Annotated in this window: 17 protein-coding genes; 5 read left to right on the top strand and 12 right to left on the bottom strand. The window is 61.2% G+C overall.

Going from position 1 to position 17,050, the window contains the following annotated elements; genetic code table 11:
* Positions 1 to 8: 8 nt before the first annotated feature.
* Both HNQ50_RS19955 and HNQ50_RS19950 read left to right on the top strand, forming a co-directional pair.
* The gene (locus tag HNQ50_RS19955) at positions 9 to 1,607 is read left to right on the top strand and encodes a hypothetical protein (protein WP_184102980.1); all 1,599 of its coding nucleotides are present in this window, start codon (positions 9 to 11) and stop codon (positions 1,605 to 1,607) included.
* 772 nt (positions 1,608 to 2,379) lie between these two features.
* Entirely contained in the window at positions 2,380 to 2,718 is a 339-nt protein-coding gene (locus HNQ50_RS19950) for a DMT family transporter (protein WP_184102979.1), read from the top strand.
* A 6-nt stretch (positions 2,719 to 2,724) separates the two neighbouring features.
* Here HNQ50_RS19950 and HNQ50_RS19945 read toward each other — a convergent pair whose 3' ends face one another.
* Positions 2,725 to 3,504, bottom strand: coding sequence for an SDR family NAD(P)-dependent oxidoreductase (locus tag HNQ50_RS19945; protein WP_184102978.1), 780 nt, complete (start codon positions 3,502 to 3,504; stop codon positions 2,725 to 2,727).
* 139 nt (positions 3,505 to 3,643) lie between these two features.
* Here HNQ50_RS19945 and HNQ50_RS19940 point away from each other — a divergent pair, with 139 nt between their 5' ends.
* Both HNQ50_RS19940 and HNQ50_RS19935 read left to right on the top strand, forming a co-directional pair.
* On the top strand, positions 3,644 to 4,561 hold the full coding sequence (locus HNQ50_RS19940) for an AraC family transcriptional regulator (protein WP_221303277.1): 918 nt from the start codon (positions 3,644 to 3,646) through the stop codon (positions 4,559 to 4,561).
* Between the two features lie 94 nt (positions 4,562 to 4,655).
* A complete protein-coding gene (locus HNQ50_RS19935) occupies positions 4,656 to 5,414 on the top strand; it encodes a COG4705 family protein (protein WP_184102977.1) in 759 nt (252 codons plus the stop codon).
* A gap of 7 nt (positions 5,415 to 5,421) precedes the next feature.
* Here the strand turns inward: HNQ50_RS19935 and HNQ50_RS19930 are convergent, their stop codons facing one another.
* The 7 genes from HNQ50_RS19930 to HNQ50_RS19905 all read right to left on the bottom strand — a co-directional run bounded on the left by HNQ50_RS19930 (position 5,422) and on the right by HNQ50_RS19905 (position 11,684).
* Positions 5,422 to 6,033, bottom strand: a complete 612-nt coding sequence (locus HNQ50_RS19930) for a TetR/AcrR family transcriptional regulator (RefSeq protein WP_184102976.1) — start codon at positions 6,031 to 6,033, stop codon at positions 5,422 to 5,424.
* An 83-nt stretch (positions 6,034 to 6,116) separates the two neighbouring features.
* The gene (locus HNQ50_RS19925; RefSeq protein WP_184102975.1) at positions 6,117 to 6,659 is read right to left on the bottom strand and encodes a thioredoxin family protein; all 543 of its coding nucleotides are present in this window, start codon (positions 6,657 to 6,659) and stop codon (positions 6,117 to 6,119) included.
* 72 nt (positions 6,660 to 6,731) lie between these two features.
* Positions 6,732 to 7,148: an organic hydroperoxide resistance protein gene (locus HNQ50_RS19920; RefSeq protein ID WP_184102974.1), complete on the bottom strand. Its 417-nt coding sequence runs from the start codon at positions 7,146 to 7,148 to the stop codon at positions 6,732 to 6,734.
* 280 nt (positions 7,149 to 7,428) lie between these two features.
* The gene (locus tag HNQ50_RS19915; RefSeq protein ID WP_184102973.1) at positions 7,429 to 8,439 is read right to left on the bottom strand and encodes an alpha/beta fold hydrolase; all 1,011 of its coding nucleotides are present in this window, start codon (positions 8,437 to 8,439) and stop codon (positions 7,429 to 7,431) included.
* Positions 8,440 to 8,565: 126 nt separating this feature from the next.
* The gene (locus HNQ50_RS19910) at positions 8,566 to 9,900 is read right to left on the bottom strand and encodes an ATP-binding protein (RefSeq protein ID WP_221303276.1); all 1,335 of its coding nucleotides are present in this window, start codon (positions 9,898 to 9,900) and stop codon (positions 8,566 to 8,568) included.
* A gap of 17 nt (positions 9,901 to 9,917) precedes the next feature.
* Positions 9,918 to 10,043: a hypothetical protein gene (locus HNQ50_RS22430; RefSeq protein WP_281386229.1), complete on the bottom strand. Its 126-nt coding sequence runs from the start codon at positions 10,041 to 10,043 to the stop codon at positions 9,918 to 9,920.
* Positions 10,044 to 10,226: 183 nt separating this feature from the next.
* Positions 10,227 to 11,684 (bottom strand): HD domain-containing phosphohydrolase, encoded by a 1,458-nt coding sequence (locus HNQ50_RS19905; RefSeq protein WP_184102971.1) that lies wholly within the window; start codon positions 11,682 to 11,684, stop codon positions 10,227 to 10,229.
* Positions 11,685 to 11,828: 144 nt separating this feature from the next.
* Between HNQ50_RS19905 and HNQ50_RS19900 the strand changes: the two genes are divergently transcribed.
* Complete coding sequence (locus HNQ50_RS19900; protein WP_184102970.1) at positions 11,829 to 12,590, top strand: alpha/beta fold hydrolase; 762 nt, start codon at positions 11,829 to 11,831, stop codon at positions 12,588 to 12,590.
* Positions 12,591 to 12,677: 87 nt separating this feature from the next.
* On the opposite strand, the gene HNQ50_RS19895 is transcribed toward HNQ50_RS19900, so the two are convergent.
* From HNQ50_RS19895 to HNQ50_RS19880, 4 genes are all read right to left on the bottom strand, one after another.
* A complete protein-coding gene (locus HNQ50_RS19895) occupies positions 12,678 to 13,427 on the bottom strand; it encodes a response regulator (RefSeq protein ID WP_184102969.1) in 750 nt (249 codons plus the stop codon).
* Between the two features lie 154 nt (positions 13,428 to 13,581).
* Positions 13,582 to 14,061, bottom strand: coding sequence for a PAS domain-containing protein (locus HNQ50_RS19890; protein WP_221303275.1), 480 nt, complete (start codon positions 14,059 to 14,061; stop codon positions 13,582 to 13,584).
* 38 nt (positions 14,062 to 14,099) lie between these two features.
* Entirely contained in the window at positions 14,100 to 14,945 is an 846-nt protein-coding gene (locus HNQ50_RS19885; RefSeq protein ID WP_184102967.1) for an HDOD domain-containing protein, read from the bottom strand.
* Between the two features lie 179 nt (positions 14,946 to 15,124).
* Positions 15,125 to 16,954: a pectate lyase-like domain-containing protein gene (locus tag HNQ50_RS19880; RefSeq protein WP_184102966.1), complete on the bottom strand. Its 1,830-nt coding sequence runs from the start codon at positions 16,952 to 16,954 to the stop codon at positions 15,125 to 15,127.
* Between the last annotated feature and the right edge of the window lie 96 nt (positions 16,955 to 17,050).

Raw genomic sequence — 17,050 nt, 5'->3', positions numbered from 1 at the left:
GTTGGGGCATGTTCAAGCCTTCTGGACTGGTAACGGGTTTGCGCCTTGCGGCGCTGGGTGGCGCTTTGTTGCTGGGCGCGTGTGGCGGCGGTGGGGGTGGCGACAGTAATAGCGCCAGCAATAGCAGCAGTTCAACCACGACGAGCAGCCCTTCGACCGCCACACCGACGCCGACCCCTACTGCCAATGCTTGCCCGTCTGGTACGCCAGTGACCGCAACACCTGGCGGCAGCACAGCCCACTTCACCATCGTCAGCCATCCCGTCTGCGCGACGGGCGGCAAAGTCTTTGGCCTGGCCGCCAATTTCTTTGACGACCGCTTCGTACCCGCCGCACCGGTCTCCAACTATGGCTTCCCCAACCCGCTGATCCAGTACGTCAACCCGGATGGCAGCCTGGATATTGCCTGGCTGGACTACACCGCGGGCGGTGCAGTGCCCTCCGCATCTGGCCTGGCGGCGCTCGCCCATGTGTTCATCACCCATGTGTCGGCAGACCTGAGCACCAGCACCACGACGGACACCGGTATCCAGACCTACCGTTTGCTCGGCTTCACGCGGGATGCCGCCGGTAACTACTATCTGGCGTTCAACGTCGATAGCACCTTCAAATCAAGCGTGTCGGGCAATGCCAACAATGTGAACGGCAACGAGTTCCACGTCGCCCGCTCGGCCACCGCCAGTTTTGCCAGCCCGGTCTGGAATACCACGGTGTTTGGCAACAACGACAACACCACCAAAGACAGCCCCGGCAATCCGGGTGAGGCCGGCAGCGGCGTGCTGGGTTTCGATGCGGTCAATGGCTATGTGGTGGCTTATGTCTCGCACCTGATGGCGTGGGATATCAACGGCACCCGCCATCAAGCCGGCATCTTGCGTTTGCTTAACACCAGCACTGGCGCGGTACAAACCCCGACGGGGCTGTCCAATATATGGGAAGCGGGCTCTGGCTGGTTCTATTCGCACAACTTTGACCAGCGGCTGATCATTGATAACGGCACGTACTACACCCTGGCGCATGGCGACGCATATTCTCGCCAGTTGGGCTTTTCTGCCTTTACGCCGACTTCTTATCAGAACTTTACTGCCACGACTTTTGATCAATCGTACTGGACCATTCCAGGTACTCAAGGCGACAACACCACCAACGCGCAGACCGGGCAGTTCATCAAACTGGCCAATGGCAGCTTTGCCATCACCCACACCACGTCTGATACCCGCACCGCGCGCGACGTGCGACTGGTCATCGCCAACGGCAGCACCGCTCAGAATGCCGGGGTCACCACCAACAGCATCTGGCTGACCGCCAACACCGGCACGACGCAGGCGGTGACGCCGAAAATTGCGCAGCTGGCGTCGAATTTCCTGGTGACCTGGGGGACATGGGATTCCTCCAGCCGCACCAATCACACCATCAAGTGGTACGCGCAACTGGTTGACCAGAACCTGAACCCGCTCAACACGCCCACCGCCTTGAGCGGCGTGGAATTTGTGGCCGGTTTGCCGCTGTTCACCTTTCCGGCCGGGCCCAACCAGGGTGCTGTGGGTTGGGTATCGGGCAATGCCGGTGGGTCGATTACGGTGAATGTGGTGCAGGTCAGTCCCTGATTGTTCGGGATACGCGCAAACAAAAAGCCCTGGTGATATGCCGGGGCTTTTTTTTATGTGCGATTGCGCTGATTGCGCGGACTTGCAAAGGCCACCTGCGGTGGCCCCCTGGATTCCGGCTCAAGGCCGGAATGACGAAGTGGTGGGCGGGTAAATCATTCTGGCGTACAGACGGTTTGCGGGGCTGGGGGGCTTTGGCTTTGGCTTTGGCTTTGGCTTTGGCTTTGGCTTTGGCTTTGGCTTTGGCTTTGGCTTTTGATGTTGCTTTTGACTTGCCTCCCCTCCGGCAGCGCCGAGCATCGCAGCAAGGCGCGGGGTTTCGGCGGAGGGGTGTTTGAGGGCTTTAGCCCGAGTTCCCGCAGCCAGCCGCGCCTTGCGAGAAGCGCAGGGAACCCGCAGGGCGCTGTCGCAGGGGTCGCCTTTTCTTTGGTTACTTTCTTTGGGGCCGCCGAGGCTGGCGAAGCAAAAGAAAGTAACGTGCTCCGGCCACCGCCGGCATCCAAAACAACCGCGCCGAAGGCGCTAACAGCGGTTCATGTTGCAAGCCAACCATGGTGGATTGTCGCTACCGCTCCGAATCCACCCTACGCACCCCACAACAACATGAATCAGGCCGACCACCCCGGATTCCCGGCCAGGTGGCCTCCATCCGGGCTACACAGCGGCACTTGCCAACGCCGCCTTCCCCTTCCTAAACTAACGCCCAGACGGGTACCGCTGAAACCACCTCCCGCCTTCTGTTCGGTATAAACAGAAGCCGGCAGGACGCATCATGCCCGCTTACGCCTTTGCGTGGAGCATGCTGGTGGTCAGCATTATTGCTGAAGTCACCGGCACCATCGCCCTCAAATACTCCCACGGTTTGTCCCGCCTACTGCCCACACTGGGCATGGGCTTGTGCTACGCCACTGCCATCTGGCTAATGGGGATTTCCACCCGCGTGCTGCCGATCAGCACGGCCTACGCGATCTGGGCCGTGGCCTGCACGGCGTTGACGGCGCTGATTGGGGTCATCTGGTTTGGTGAGGGCGTCAGCGTGCTCAAAAGCGCGGGGCTGGTTTGCGCGCTCTTGAGCCTGGTGTTGTTGAATCTGGCCGACGCCGCCGCCTGAGCCGGTTTACAGCACCATGCCGCCAGACACCTCAATCCGCTGGCCGTTAACCCAACGGTTGTCGTCCGACAACAGCGCCGCAATCATCGGGCCGATGTCGTCCGCTACGCCTGGGCGGCCCAGCGCGGTCATGCTGGAGACCATCTGATTCACTTGCGGGTTGTCGCGCACAACGCCACCCGAGAAATCGGTCTGGATCGCGCCCGGCGCCACCGTGTTGGCGGTAATGCCACGCGGGCCCAGTTCTTTGGCCAGGTAGCGGGTCAGCACTTCCACCGCGCCCTTCATGGCCGCGTACGGGCCGCTTTCCGGCACGGAAAAACGGGTCAAGCCGGAGGAGATATTGACGATGCGTCCACCATCGTTCATCAGCGGCAACAGCTTTTGCGTGAGGAAAAACACCCCTTTGACATGCACGTTGTAGAGCGCATCCAGTTCCGCTTCCGTCGTGTTCTGAATGCTGGCGTGGTGCGATGTCCCGGCGTTGTTCACCAGGTAATCAAAGCAGCTGACACCCAACTGGGCGAGCGCGGTATTGATCTGCGCCACAAAGCCATCAAACGCGGCGGTGTTGCCGGTATCCAGTTGCAGGGCAACGGTTTTCACGCCCAGCGCGGCAGCTTCGGCCACCACGGCTTCGGCCTCCTGGCTGGCGCGGTTCCAGGTCAAGATAGAGTGCACACCGCGTTTGGCCAGCGCCAGCACGGTGCTGCGGCCAAGGCCACGGCTACCACCGGTCACGATTGCCACTTTTGCTACCTGGGTATTGGATGTCACTTGCGTCATGGTTTGCTCCAGAGCGTTGATTTACCAGCGCAAGCGTACGCCGCACCGATAAAACCCGGTATGCCGGAAGCAAGCTGATTCTTGCCTGATCCTGCTTCTGCCCGTATGCTGGTTTGCGCCACCAGAACGGGTAAAGATCATGCGGATGCAACAACTGGCCACGGCCGTGAATACGTATATAGATAGCCACGGCGAAGCCAGCAGCCCGTTTTTCACCCAAGTGCCCGGTTTGATCTTGCTGCGGGCCACACAAGAACATCACCCTACGCATCTGCTGCACTCGCCCGCGTTATGTGTGGTGATTCAGGGCGCCAAATGGACCACCTTTGGCAGCACGCGCTACGACTACGCGGCGGGTGAGGCGCTGCTGGTCAGCCTGGATATGCCCGGTTTCAGCCAGGTGGCCAGGGGCAGCCCGGACCAGCCCTATCTGAGTGTCATCCTCGGGCTGGATATCGGTATGCTCAGCCAGGTGCTGACCGAACTTCCGCAACCACCAGCCCTGCCACCGGAAAACACCCCAGGCGCGGCGGTGATCCGGATCGAGGGCCCGCTGGCCGATTGCACCTTGCGCGCCCTGCGCTTGATCGAGACCCCGGCGGCGATCCCGGTGCTCTATCCGGCCATCATGAAAGAAATCTGCTACTGGCTGCTGACTGGTCCCCACGGCGGTGCGGTGGCACGCCTGGCGCTGGGCAATAGCGGTACGCCCAATGTGGTCAACGCCATCCACCACCTGCGCAGCCATTTCGCCCGGGCCATCAGTATTGATGAGCTGGCTGCCGTGGCGGGGCTGTCGGCCTCGGCGTTTCACCGCCATTTCAAAGCGCTCACGGCCATGTCGCCACTGCAATATCAGAAACGCATGCGGCTATTGCAGGCCCGCAAGTTGATGATTGTGGACGCCATCAACGCCGAAGACGCCGCGTTCCAGGTGGGGTATGAGAGCCCGTCCCAGTTCAGCCGGGAATACGCGCGCATGTTCGGCCAACCGCCGCGGCGGGACATCAGCGCGCTGCGCATCAATAAGCGGGTGCTGGAAAACCTGGTGCTCTGAGGCCCGGCCGGGTCTATGGCTGGGCTAAGTTGCCCTGGTCAGACTGCCTGGCTTGTTCCCATTCTTTGAAGCGTCCGCCAGCGCCCGCAGACCCATGACCCAAACCACGTCACACCCACTCGTCAAAGTGCCTGAAGTCACCCTGTTGTTCTGGATAATCAAGATTGCCGCCACCACGCTGGGTGAAACCGGCGGCGATGCGGTATCCATGTCCATGAACCTGGGTTATCTGATCGGCACCGCTATTTTTGCGGTGATTTTCCTCGTTGCCGTCACCGCGCAGATCCGCGCCAAAGTATTCCATCCGTGGCTGTACTGGGCCACCATCATTGCCACGACCACCGTGGGCACCACGCTGGCCGATTTTGCCGATCGCTCACTGGGTATTGGTTATGCCGGCGGCTCCAGCTTGCTGCTGGCGTTGTTATTGGTGTCGCTGTTTGTGTGGCACCGCGTGATGGGGTCCGTCTCCGTCGGCACCATCAACAGCCCCAAAGCCGAAGCGTTTTACTGGGTAACCATCATGTTCTCGCAAACACTGGGGACCGCGCTGGGTGACTGGACGGCAGATACCGCCGGGCTGGGCTACACCGGCGCGGCCATTGTGTTTGGCGGCTTGCTGGTGCTGGTGGTAGCCGCGTATTACTGGACGCGCCTTTCCCACACGCTGTTGTTCTGGATTGCCTTTATCCTGACCCGCCCGCTGGGCGCTGTGGTGGGGGATTTTCTGGATAAACCACTCGCCAAGGGCGGGCTGGCGTTAAGCCGGTATTCGGCTTCTGCCGCCCTGTTTGCGTTTATCCTCGCCAGTATTCTGGTGTTCCGCCAGCGACCTGCTCGTAGTAGCCACTAAGCAACGATCAACCAAGCAAACGCACCGCCGCGTCGGCCGCCGCCAGCATCTGGGCCTGGTTGCGGCCGGATTTACCTACCACGCGCAAACCTTCCAGAACGCTCAGCAGGGCCAGGGTGGCCCCGTCCTGGTCCAGACTGGCCGGGATGGACCCATCCGCGACGCCATCCGCCAGCAATGCGCGTAGCAAGTCTTCGGTGCGTTGCAATGCACCGCTCACGTGTGCGGCCAGTTCCGGATCAAACGTGCTCATCTCGACCATGCCGCCGACCACAAGACAGCCCATTCGCCCCTCTTCACCGTGCGCAGCATCGGCGTAAAAGCGCAACATGGCGTGGATTTTTTCCCGCCCGTTATCCAGCGCATCCAGCACCAGCATCATGCATTGCCGCCGCTGGGCACTGTAGCGGTCCAGCGTGGCGATATACACGGCGCGCTTGTCGGCAAAGGCTTTGTAAATGCTGCCGGGAGTCAGGTTCATGGCCGCGCCCAGGTCACTGACCGAGGTGGCGTGATACCCGCGCTCCCGGAACACCCGTACCGCGCCATCCAGAGCGTCGTTCACATCAAATTCGCGGGGGCGGCCAGGGCGGGCGGCTGGCGGTTTGCTTGCAGTCATTGGCTCATTATAGGAAACGATCATTTCCTTAACAACGCGCCACGCCAGCCGTCGATGAGATGTGAGCCACTCGGGCTGCGCGTTCAGCCTTTGGCCTGAGCCAGCAGTTTCTTGATTTGTGCTTCGGTTTCTTCGTACCGGCCTTCACCAATGGTGTGGTAAACCACCTTGCCCTGCGCATCAATCAGATAAGTCGCCGGCCAGTACTGGTTTTGCCAGGCGTTCCAGGTGGCGTTGTCATTGTCTTGCGCCACCGGGTAATGAATACCGTAACGCTTGATGGCATCTTGCAGATTGCTGCTATTGGCCTCGTAGGGGTATTCCGGCGTATGCACGCCCACCACCACCAGCCCTTGATCCTTGTACTTCTCGTACCACTGTTTGACGTAGGGCAATGTGTGAATGCAGTTGATGCAGGAGTACGTCCAGAAATCGACCAGCACTACCTTGCCGCGCAAGCTGCTCATGGTCAGCGGGGGGGAGTTGATCCACTGGTTGATGCCGGTGAATTCTGGCGCGACCGCATTGGCAGCGACGGTCTGGCTGGACGCATTGGCCCGGGTGCCAATAGCCAGGGCGCCGACAAAAGCAGCGGCCAGCGCGACAATACAAAGCAGGGTTTTCATGGTTGCACCTCCAGAGTCGGGGAACCGGACGCGGCGGGGATATGGCCGCGCCCGGACTGGTCTGACTTGTGATCAGCCCAGCAAAAGCTCAATGTGGATGTTGTTGCGCAAGGCCTTGGAATACGGGCAAATCTGATGTGCACCATCGACCACGGCACGGGCGGTTTCAGCCTCAATGCCCGGCAGGTGGACGGTCAGGCGCGCTTGCAGGAAGAACTCGTCGGCTGCGGTACCCAGATCAATCTCGGTATGCAGCCAGGCATCTGCCGGTAGCTTCACTTGCAGCTTGCTGGCAGCGCGGTTCATGGCGCCAATAAAGCAGGCAGACCAGCCGGCGGCCAGCAGTTGTTCCGGGTTGGTGCCGGCCCCCTTGCTGCCCGGGGGCGACAGTTTGATATCCAGACGGCCATCGTCACTGTGCGCCTGACCTTCACGGCCGCCGGTGACGTTAACCTGGGCGGTGTACAGCACGTTTTCAATACGAGTCATGATTTTCTCCTTGATGAACTGGTGGTTGGTTCTGTCTGAACACGGAACTCATTTAACCGGGGCGATGTATCGGCGATGTAGCCACTTGCGCCGGCTTGCGCATGCGTCTGTGTACGTCGTGCGCTTTGGTACAAAACCCTACAAATCCCTGCGGCTTGCCTGACCGCAGCGCGCAAGCCGCCGACCCGGCCATGGTGATGGCTGGGCAAGGCAACGGCATGCATCGGGGAAAAACAGCAGAAGAGAAAGCACCCCGCGGGTGCTTTCCCGGTGAGGTCAATCAGAAACGATCGACATCCTCAATGGCTTGCACAAAGGCTGCCGGCGCTTCTTGCGGCAGGTTGTGACCAATGCCGCCATCCACCTGGCGATGCTCATACTTGCCGGTAAAGCGCTTGGCATAAGCGGCCGGAGCCGGGTGCGGCGCACCGTTGGCGTCGCCTTCCAGGGTGATGGTCGGCACGGTAATGGCCGGGAAGGTGGCCAGCTTTTGTTCCAGCGCGTCGTACTGCGCTTCGCCTTGAGCCAGCCCCTGACGCCAGCGATAGTTCTGGATGGTCAGCGCCACGTGATCCGGGTTATCAAACGCCTTGGCGGAACGGTTGTACGTGGCGTCATCAAACTTCCACTGTGGCGATGCGGTCTGCCAGATCAGCCGGTCAAAGTCGTGGGTGTATTTGGCGTAGCCCGCTTCGCCACGCGGGGTGGAGAAATAGAACTGGTACCACCATTGCAGTTCGGCGGCGGGCGGCAGCGGCGCCTTGTTCACTTCCTGGCTGCCAATCAGATAACCACTGACCGATACCAGCGCCTTGGTGCGTTCCGGCCACAGCGCGGCCACGATATCCGCCGTGCGACCGCCCCAGTCGTAACCGCCCAGAATGGCCTTGTCGATATGTAGCGCATCCATGAAGTTGATGACGTCCGTCGCCAGTGCGGCTTGCTGGGCATTGCGCGGGGTATCGGCCGAGAGGAAATGCGTGGTGCCAAAGCCGCGCAAATACGGCACGTAGACGTGGTAGCCCGCTGCCGCCAGCGCCGGGGCGACATCCACATAGCTGTAAATGTCATACGGCCAGCCGTGCAGCAGGATCACCGGCTTGCCATTTTTGGGGCCGTCTTCGGCATAACCGACATCCAGTACGCCGGCCTTGATGTGCTTGAGCGCAGCAAATTCCGTGTGCGCGCCAGCCACCACCGGGTCGGCCGCATGGGCGGGTTGGGCCAGTGCAAGACCGGCAAGGGCGGCGGCGACAAGGCCGGAACGCAATGGGCGGAGAGCTTGAGACATGATGTTTTTCCTTTGAAGTCGAATGGGTGAAAACAAGGCGCGAGTGACCCCTGACCCGCTTCGTGAGTCCGATCACGGGGGCTTCGGTAGCTAACGTAATTGAAAAAAACCGGCGTGGTTTAAGGCTTACCCGGATGGGTGGGACTGGACGTCCCCCGGACAGCGGAGCCTGGCCTCTACTCCCCCTTCCGGGCGGTTTTGCAGGGTCAGATCGGCGTTCATGGCCAGGCTCAATTGCCGGGCAATAGCCAGCCCCAGCCCGGTGCCGCCGGTCTCGCGGTTACGCGATCCTTCAAGCCGGAAAAAGGGCTGGAATACCGCTTCAAGCTGGTCGGGCGGGATACCGGGGCCGTTGTCACAGACGCGGACCATCACCGCACTGCCATCCAGCCCGACCAGGACATCGGCATTGCCGCCGTACTTGAGCGCGTTATCGATCAGATTGCCCAGCACGCGCTTGAGTGCTTGTGGCCGGGTGACCAGTTTGTGACCAATGTGGCCTTGCAGCGTGACCGGCTGGCCAGCGTCCTGATAGTCGTAAACCATGCTGGCAAAGAGTGCATCCGGGTCAAGGCGCACTGGCGGCTCATTGACACCTTGCAATGTGCGGGCATAGGTCACGCCTTCTTTCACCAGCGATTGCATCTCGGTCAAATCCTGGTTGAGCTTGTCGCGCAGGGCGGTGTCATCCAGCAAATCTGCGCGTACCCGCATGCGGGTAATGGGCGTTTGCAGATCGTGGGAGATAGCCGCCAGAATCTGCACGCGTTCCGCCATGTAGTGGGCAATGCGCGCCTGCATGGCATTGAAGGCCCGCGCCGCCCGCACCACTTCGATCGAGCCCGTTTCCGGCAAATGTGCGGCTTTCAGGTCAGGCCCCAGCGTATCGGCCGCACTGGCCAGGCGCTCCAGCGGGTGCGTGACCAGCCGCACGCCGTACCAGACCATGGCGGCAATCAACAACAGTTGCAGCGCCAGCACCAGCGGCAACCAGGCCGGAATCGCCAGCGGCGCGGGGATCATGTCGATGGTCAGCGGCGTACCGTCACTCAGGGTCACGTGCGCTTGAACACGGTCCCGGCTGCCGGGCACTTTGCTGGCCGTAACACGATAGTGCTGACCAATGGCATCGACAAACGCCGCCGCAATGCGCCGGGACAACCCGGTGTCCGGCACACCGCCCGCTACACCCTGCCCCAGTTCAAACCGGTAAGTGTGCCGTTCCAGACGGGGCAGCCACTGGGCGCGCTCGGCCGCAGGCAGGCGATCCAGCAAAGCGACAGAACTGGCGACGTCTTTTTCCAGATAGCCCAGCATCATGTCTGTGGCCGCTGCGCCGCGTTCCCGCATGATCAGCACATAGGTCAGGCCATGTGCCAGCAGCAATCCGCCCAGAAAGATCAGCGAGAGACGGGTGAACATGGTGCGCGGCCCACGGGTTGGGCGCTGTGTCTGGTCCATGACCATGCACTCTCTTGTCAGTGGGATGGCGACCGACGCTTGCGGGCGCGGTCCAGGGTAATCAACTGGCATTGCACGGGGTTCATGTGTTCCACAATCGCCGTACACGCCAGAAAAGACAGTACTAGCAAGCAGCGTTTCATTGTTGTCTCCATGCGGGCATCGGTCCCCGGCATGGCGCGGTATTGCTGCAAAAAGCCGGGTGGTCATGATGCGCTCCTGTTGGTCACGCCCCCTTTATACCCAGCCCTCAAACAGCCTTTGTATGACAATGTATATACGCGGCAGCCCAATACAAAACATTTCACTTGCCGCCGTTTTAACCGCTACAACACGCCCAGCGTGAACGCTTTGAGCGTGGCCGCAGCGCGCGTGCTGCATTGCAGTTTGCGAAAAATACTCTCCATATGCGTGCGTACCGTGCTGGGGCTGATGACCAGCGCACGCGCCACTTCTTTATTGCTTTCTCCCAGACTGATGCGGCGTAGCACATCGGTTTCGCGCTCAGACAACAGGGTGGCGGTCTTGCGGGTTGGCAGGCGGCCGGTGGCATGGGCAATGACCGCATCCACCACCGCCGCATCCAGCCGGCCGGCGCGGGCTTCGGCCTGTAACAGCGCAGCGGCATCTGACGCCGTATACGCGGCACGCCAGGGCCGGCGGGAGACCAGCGCGCACCAGGCCACCACGGCGGCCAGAACGCGCCGTTCCGTGGGGATGGCCTCCCCGGTCACGCCCCGGAAATACCCGCTGCCATCCAGCCGCTCATACGCGTAAGAGGCCAGCTCCGCTTCCGCCGCCAGCGCGGCGGTGTGCTGCGCGGCGCGGCGTGTCCAGTACGGCACCAGCCGCACACGTTCCCACGCGGCATAGACCAGCGGTCCGCTGACATTCCACAAGGCGTTGGGCAAGGCGGCGCGGCCCATGTTGTGGATCAGGCCAGCACGATAAAGCTGTTGCGCCTGAGCGGCCTCCAGCCCCAGCGCCAGCGCGACGGACTGCGCCAGCGTTGCCACCTGACGCGAATATCCGGCCAGCCAGGGGAGTTTCAGGTCCGCAATATCCGCCACCAGCTCCAGCGCAACCGGTTGGTGGGTGGCGTTCAGCGCGGGCGGCAACAAGGTGTTCTGACTGCTAAAGCCATCCAGTTGCGCCAGCCAGTCGGCGGCGTGTTGTCGCAGCAGCGCCGCCAGTCCGGTGGGGTACACCTGCCCCGCGCGGCTTTCTATCCATTGCAGGGCGCGCGGCAAGCCGTGGGCCCGGCTGAGGATTTCCAGATCGCTGGCCAACGCCACAATGTAAACCGCCAGCGGTACCGCATCGCCATGCAACACGCCGGGCAAGCCGCTGCCGTCATAACGCTCAAAGGTATGCCGCAAGGCGGTTTCGATAGGTTCGCCCAGATCCAGCATACGGGCGATATCTCCCGCTACCTCGCAATGGATTTGCGCCATTTCCGGCATCTGGCTTTGGGCATCTGCGTTCAGCGGCGGCAGGGTGAGCGCCATCATGGCTTCACGCCCGGCCACGTCATCGCCCAGGATGCGCTCAAACCCGGCGGCATTGGCCGTGCAACCAGACCAGCGCAGCAAGGCACAGATTTCCACCGCCGCAATCTCTGCATCGCTGCACGCGGCGGCGCGGGCCAGCGCCATGGCCAGCCAGGCGGTGCGCGGCGACTGATCCGTAGCGCGCCCCATACTCAAATCACCAATAAAGGCGATGGCAACAATGGCGTCTCTGGCCGGGATCAGCGCGCGGGGTTCAAGAACATGGGACTGCATGGGTTAACGGCTTCCGGTTGCCTGGGGTTGTGCCGCGCTGGCCGGATGAGGCAGGCATCGGATATCCGACCGATGTTGCCCTGCACCTGTCCTGCGCATACTTCGTCCTGTCTTGTAAACAAACACAACCCAAGGAGATTCATCATGACTGCACGTTCTTTTATTTCTGCTGCTGTTGCCACACTTGCCCTGTCTGCTGGCGTAGCTCAGGCCGCTGACACCCCGACCGTCGTGATCGTTCACGGCGCCTTTGCCGACGGTTCGGATTGGTCCCGCGTGATCCCGCTGCTGCAAGCCAAGGGGATCAAGGTCACCGCCGTACAAAACGGTCTGGATTCGCTGTCTGGCGACGTTGCCGCCGCCCAGCGCGCCATCACCAATGCACCTGGCCGCGTCGTGCTGGTAGGCCACTCCTGGGGTGGCACCGTGATTACCCAGGCTGGTAACGACCCCAAGGTCGCCGCCCTGGTTTATGTCGCTGCCTTTGCGCCAGATGCCGGCCAGTCCACCGCAGATCAAGGCACGCAATATCCGGTGCCGGAAGGCATCAAGCACCTGCAAGCCGATGCCGCCGGTTATCTGTCGCTGTCGGCAGACGGTGTCGCCAGTTACTTTGCCCAGGATCTGCCGCGTTCCCGTACTGACGTCATGGCCGCCACCCAGGGCCCGATCCAGTCCAAAGCGTTTGGCGAGAAAGTCACCGCTGCCGCATGGAGCACCCGTCCGAACTGGTACATTGTGTCGTCCAACGACCGCATGATCCAGCCAGATCTGGAACGCGATTACGCCAAAAAACTGAACGCCAGAACGACTACCTTGCCATCCAGCCACGTGCCGCAACAATCGCACCCGGAAGAAGTGACCAAGGTCATCATCGACGCCGTACAGACTATCGCCGCCAGGTAAGCGGCTGGCAACAAACAAGGCGGGCCCTGGGGTCCGCCTTGTTTGCATGAGCCATTCGCCCTTGACCAATCATTCGCAATCGACGAATCAGAACTCCTGGCGGGCTTCGGTGATCTTGACCGGCACGGCAAGCACATAGCCTTCGCTGCGCACGGTCTTGATATAGCCCGGCTCGCGCGCGTCATCACCCAGCCGCTGGCGCACGCGGCTGACCAGCAAGTCGATGGAGCGATCAAACAGATCCGCCTCCCGCCCCTGCGTCAGGTTCAGCAACTGATCCCGGTTAAGTACGCGCTGCGGGTGATCGACAAATGCACGCAACAGCCGGTATTCAGCCCCACTGAGCGCCACCACCGTCCCCTCTTTATCGACCAGATGCCGCGCGGTGGTATCCAGCTGCCAATCCCCGAACGTCAAAACACTGGCCGCTTCGGTCACTTGCAGATTGGGCGGCAGCATGCGGGTGCGGCGCAGCACGGATTTGATCCGCGCCAGCAACTCGCGGGAGGCAAACGGTTTGGTCAGATAATCATCCGCGCCCATTTCCAGCCCCAGCACGCGGTCGGTTTCATCATCCCGCGCAGTCAGCATCAAAATGGGCACCAGCTTGTGTTTGCCGGCGCGCAACTCCCGACACAAAGACAGGCCGTCTTCGCCGGGCATCATGATATCGAGCACGATCAGGTCAACCGGCGTGACTTCCAGCATGGCCCGCATTGGGCGGCCACCCTGGGCCACAGACACGCGCAGGCCATTTTTGGTGAGGTAGGTCGAGACCAGTTCGCGGATTTCACGGTCATCATCCACGATCAGGATGTGGTCAATATGCGGGTCCATGAGCGCCCTGGATTAAAAACGGGTTGCATCCACGCCAACGGGGATGGTCAACACCAGCACGTCAACAATACGGCACACTCTCAATGCTGTCAGCATGACAGACCCGGACTATGCCATCTGGCAGAGCGGAACATCTGCGCCGCCGCATAGCCGGCTACAGCCGCGCAACCCATTGCTCATAGGCCAGTTGTTGCGCGGCCAGTTCGGCCTGCAGCACTTGCAGACCCGCCGCAACGGCATCGGCGCTGGCGACCGCCGCCTCGGCGGCCAGCATGTGCTGGTACAGCACGGCGGCTTTATCCACGGCGCGCCGGGCCGGTTTGCGGCGTACCGATTGGTAGCCGGTCGGGTGGCCTTCTGCATCAAATTGCGGGCTGATGCGGGCATGCACCCAGTAAAAACCACCGTCTTTGCACAGATTTTTGACGTAGCCCTGAAAATCCTCGCCGTGCTTGATGGTTTCCCAGATCAGCCAGAACAGCGCGCGCGGCATATCCGGGTGGCGCAAGATATTGTGTTGCCGGCCCATGAGTTCAGCCTCGGTATAGCCGGAGTACTCAATCAGCACGTCATTGACCACCGTGATGCGCCCGGCAAGGTCAGAGCTGGACACAATGTATTCACCGTCGCGCATGAGCCGCTCATGAGTCTGGGGTGTAATCGATCTGTCTTTCATTGCTCGTCTCTGGAAATAGCCAGCAACACGGCTTCGCGATATTCATCCGTGATGTCCAGCGGTGCCAGCAATTTGCTGTAACTGACATTGGGCAACAATTGCCTGAGCGCAATCATGTCCGATGGAATCGCCGGGTTTTGGGGGTCGGTTTGCAAATGGCGGGCGGTGTCATTGGCAATGCGGGCGATCTGCGCGCGGATGTTGTCTACCCCCTTGATCAGCATGGCAATCAAGGGCGGCAAATGCCAGGCGGCCGCCAATGACAAAGACAGGGTCTTGAACGAGAAACCGGCCACCTGTTGCTGCGCCTGCAATGTGCGCAGCGCCCGCCCGCTGCGCAGTTCTTCTTGCACCGCGCGCGGGATTTCCGGCGCAAAGTGCCACAGCAACATTTCGCCCATTTCCGCCAGCAAGGCGGCCAGCGCAACTTCTTCCGGCGAGATATCGGCCCGCCATGCGGCCCATTGCCGGGCGTAGACCGAGGCCGTGGCACAGCGGGATTCACTCAGGTGCAGGCCTTCTTCTGCCTCGTTGCATACCGGGCTTTCGGCAATCAGTTTGATCAGATTGTCGGTGCCGGTCTGCAAAATGGCCGAGAGCGGCGTGGTGCTCTCCCGCCCCAGGTGGTGAGAGCGATGGGCTTCGGCATAGCGCAAGAGCCGCAACGCCAGAAAAGAGTCGCTGTTGGCCAGTTCCACCAGCCGTTTGGGCGCAACGGTGTCGGCATGCTCGACGAGCAAGTCCAGCAGGCCCCGGGTTCTGGGCAAGACCGGGATTTCCTGCACTTTCAGGTAATGGGTCCACTGCTCGACATCCCAGCGTTTCTGGGCGGCGGTGAGCATGGTTGTGCCTCACACTGGTTTTATCCCTACAGCATATGCCAAATGCCGCCGTGCCCCGGTAATTTGCGCGGGCCTGGTGTTGCTAGAGCGCATCCGGCCAGCCATGACGGAGCTAGGCGCTGGCCTCTTTCCAGATAAAAAACGCACCCCACCCGGGGTGCGTTCGTCACGCGGGCGGGTTACGGATAACTCGCCACGGCACCGTTCTGGCCAATGTTGCTGCCCCCGGTATTGTTGATCACATTGCTGATCAGGCTGGTGCCGTCCAGCGCCACCGTAATCAGATCGGTAAAGGTCACACCAGGTTGTTGCGGTGCCTCAATGGCGTTGGCCAGCGATACCGCGTTGTTAGTGCTGAAAAAGCTGTAGATCCCCACGCCATACGCCTTGTGCGACGTCACGCCGCTGGCCACCTTGTACGACGGGTAACCATTCTCGCTGCCGTTCATCCACGCGGCCTGGTTGGGTACGTCATACGGTTCTTCGCTTTGATAGAAGTACACGCTGCCGCCGTTGCCGTTCCACAAGGTCTGGTATTGCTGGAAATGTTCAACCGCCAGGCCATACAGGGTGACGTTGTCGCCATTGACGACCAGCCCGTTGGCGGCCGGGTTGACAGTCCAGCCGGTGGTGGTCAGGCCAATATCACCGTGGTCGGCACGCCAGAGCCAGAAGTCGTCTCCAATCACGTTGTTACTGTTGATCACCACCGCCGTATGCGCCTTGCCGGCAATCTGCCCGCCAATCCGCGCATAAATGTCATAAAGGCAGGTTGGGTCAGCCGCATGACTCACGCCGGTCACTGCGGAACCCACTTGCAGCAAGGCCGGGGAAGACGTTGTGCCGGCCTCAAACAACAAGCCGGAAATCTTCACACCATCCACATCCGCCACATCCATGGCATCCAGCCCGGTATCGGCTTCCAGCGTGGCCACCCCCAGGCCCAGCACCACGGTATCCGGCCGGGTGACGCGGATGGTATCGGTCAGGTGATACACGCCCGGCGTAATGATCAGGTTAAGCCCCTTGGCCAGCGCGGCGTTGATGGTCTGCGCGGTATCCACGTTCTCTTTGGCAATGTAGAACTGGCTGATTGGCAACGAGGTCCCGGCGGCGGTACGACCATGCCACGTGGTGCCGGTGGTGTTGGTATTGAGGGCCGGCACAAACACGCTGTAGTTGCCGCTGCTATCGACGGTCAGGAACGGTTTTTCCCGCACCACTGGCGTCTGCGCCACCACGGTGAGTGGGGAGGACGGCCATGTGCCGGCGGTGGGCGGATTCTGGACGCCGACAAACACCATATTCCACACACCACCCACCCAGGAGGCCCATTCCGTATTGCGGCTGAACCACTGTTGTTGTGAGCAAGAGTTGGTCTGGCCATCAATCAGCGTATCTGCCAGAAAACCACCGCTGGAATAGCCGCACCACGGCGAACTCAGGAACAAACCGCCCTTGATATGCACACGCCGCATGGGCGCAGCCTGCGACACCGCCCAGCGATCCGTACCGCTGACCGGATTGGCCGCCAGGTTTTCGGCTGAGCGCCAGAAGTTCTGCGTGGCATCCTGGCTGGCGTTCAACCAATCGGCCTCGACATGCAGATCATTGACTTGCACGTCATCGGGCGAGGCGCCCAATCCCAGCACATGGGTATAAAAACCCACGTTGACGTCCACCGCGTAAGTGCCCGGTTTGAACATCAAAGCATAGCGGTTGGGGCCAAACTGGTTGGTGTGCTGCTGCGCGTACACGATATCGATCTGTGTCTGGATATCGGCTGTGGACATGGCAGGGTCAAACACCAGCACATTGGGGCCGAAATCCACCTTAGCGTTTGGCGTGGGCGTCGGCACGGATGTGGGTGTCGGAACGGGCGTGGGAGCCAGCGCGCTGTTGGTGGACGGGTCAGCAGCAGAACTGCTACCACCGCCGCACGCGGTGAGCGCTAGCGTCAGTGCGCTGAGCGCACCAAGGGCAAGGTAATGCGGGGTACGGCATTTCATGCAAAAACTCCTCGATCCAGTTTTTACACCCGCCGGTTTTATCCGGGCTCTTTGGCCCTTGGTCGGGTGGTGCCGCTACACGCATGCGGGCATGTT

The organism is Silvimonas terrae (assembly GCF_014202765.1).
GTDB lineage: Bacteria > Pseudomonadota > Gammaproteobacteria > Burkholderiales > Chitinibacteraceae > Silvimonas > Silvimonas terrae.
Note: the sequence above shows the minus strand (reverse complement) of the source record. Positions and strands in the feature narration are given on the sequence as shown.